The 1556-nt window shown below is 48.9% G+C and carries 1 protein-coding gene; it reads left to right on the top strand.

Going from position 1 to position 1556, the window contains the following annotated elements:
• The first annotated feature begins 344 nt into the window (after positions 1–344).
• On the top strand, positions 345–1415 hold the full coding sequence (locus JOC27_RS13315; protein WP_205007765.1) for a tetraprenyl-beta-curcumene synthase family protein: 1071 nt from the start codon (positions 345–347) through the stop codon (positions 1413–1415).
• The last annotated feature ends 141 nt before the right edge of the window (positions 1416–1556 follow it).

Here is a 1556-nt window from a genome sequence, read left to right as displayed (position 1 = left end):
AAAAAGTAAGGCATAAGACTTTTTTGTAAAAATAAAGCGCAGGTGCGAGACGCCTGCGGGAACAGCGAGCCAAGTGAGACCCCGCAGATTATCGCCTGTTCGAGGAGGCTCACGGATCGCCCGCGGCAAGCGAGCGACCAAAGCAGTTTAATGCAAATAAGGCGATCGCCTGCTTTTCTTTTAGTCCGATCTCTACGGAGAATAGAGACAGCAGCTCCAGTCAACAATGAGAGAGAAAGCGTGTGGGACAAGAACACATCGCCAATGAATAAACCGGGACAAATGTTCCTTGCCTCAGGCGAATATGTATAGAAGAAAACAAACGAAGAAGGAGGGGGCGTTCGATGGACGCACCAGCTACACCTCTCTTGCTCATGGCAAAAATTTATCGTCAAGTGCTTCCGCCGGTTCACCGCGAGCTGAAGCGATGGCAGACACAGGCCGCAGCGATTCCTGATTCAGAGCTTCGCAAGCAGGCACTCGACAGCATTGCCGGAAAAACCTTTCATTGTGAGGGCGGAGCCATTTACAGTTTGATTGCCGGAGATAGAAGAGAAGATGTGATTGCTTTTATTGTCGCCTACCAGACGATCAGCGATTATCTTGATAATCTTTGTGATCGCTGTGATTCGCTCGATCCAGAGGATTTTCGCTGCCTTCACGAATCAATGCTCCATGCGCTGACTCCGGGAGCTCCAGATGGTGATTATTATCGATTTCGGTCAATCTGTTCAGATGGCGGCTATTTGCAGCAGCTTGTTCAAACTTGTCAGCGCGTACTGGCAAAGCTTGATGGCTATTCAGTAATTGCACCGGCTTTGCTCGAATTGGCAGGCTTTTATTGTGATTTGCAGGTGCACAAACATGTGAAGCGTGATCAGCGCGTGCCGCGACTGATGAGCTGGTTCCAACGCTATCAAAATCACTTACCGGAAATGAGCTGGTATGAATTTGCAGCGTGTTCCGGATCAACGCTCGGTATTTTTTGTTTGGTGTCTTACGCGGCGTCAAGAGGAAGTCAAATGGATCAACAGCTTGTCGCGACGATTAAAGACAGCTATTTTCCGTGGGTTCAAGGGCTACATATTCTGATGGATTATTTTGTCGATCAGGAAGAAGATCGACAGGAAGGCGATTTGAATTTTTGCTTCTATTACCCAAGCGAAGCACGGATGATTGAGCGTTTTAATCATTTTATTGAAGAGGCTGATGCGTCAATTGAAGACATGCCTGATAAGAAATTCCATCAAATGATTAACCGTGGTCTGCTCGGCGTTTATCTTGCCGATCGCAAAGTGTCGCGGCAGCCGACTGTTCGCGCGCTCGCGCGACATTTGATTCGCCGATCCGGTGGTAGTGCGCTCTTCTTCTTTGTAAACGGCTGGGTTTACCGGCGTTTACGGCAAAGTGTGTGAATATGTCTCAAAAAAAAACGGCAAGGAGCTCGTTCAGCTTCTGCCGTTTTTTAGTGCGCCCGGCATGGGTGACAGCTAGGCGGTGAAAGTCCGCTACAGGCTTGGCAGTAGGAACTGTTAGCTGAGGACAAGGGTGTCTGC

The organism is Sporolactobacillus spathodeae (assembly GCF_016908935.1).
Classification (GTDB): Bacteria; Bacillota; Bacilli; order Bacillales; family Sporolactobacillaceae; genus Sporolactobacillus; species Sporolactobacillus spathodeae.
The sequence above is the reverse complement of the archived record's forward strand: the minus strand, read 5'-3'. Positions and strand labels throughout refer to the sequence as shown.

What these genes read in the sequence shown, in the direction of transcription:
- JOC27_RS13315 (WP_205007765.1), top strand. Translation starts at nt 345, where the DNA reads ATGGACGCACCAGCTACACCTCTCTTGCTCATGGCAAAAATTTATCGT.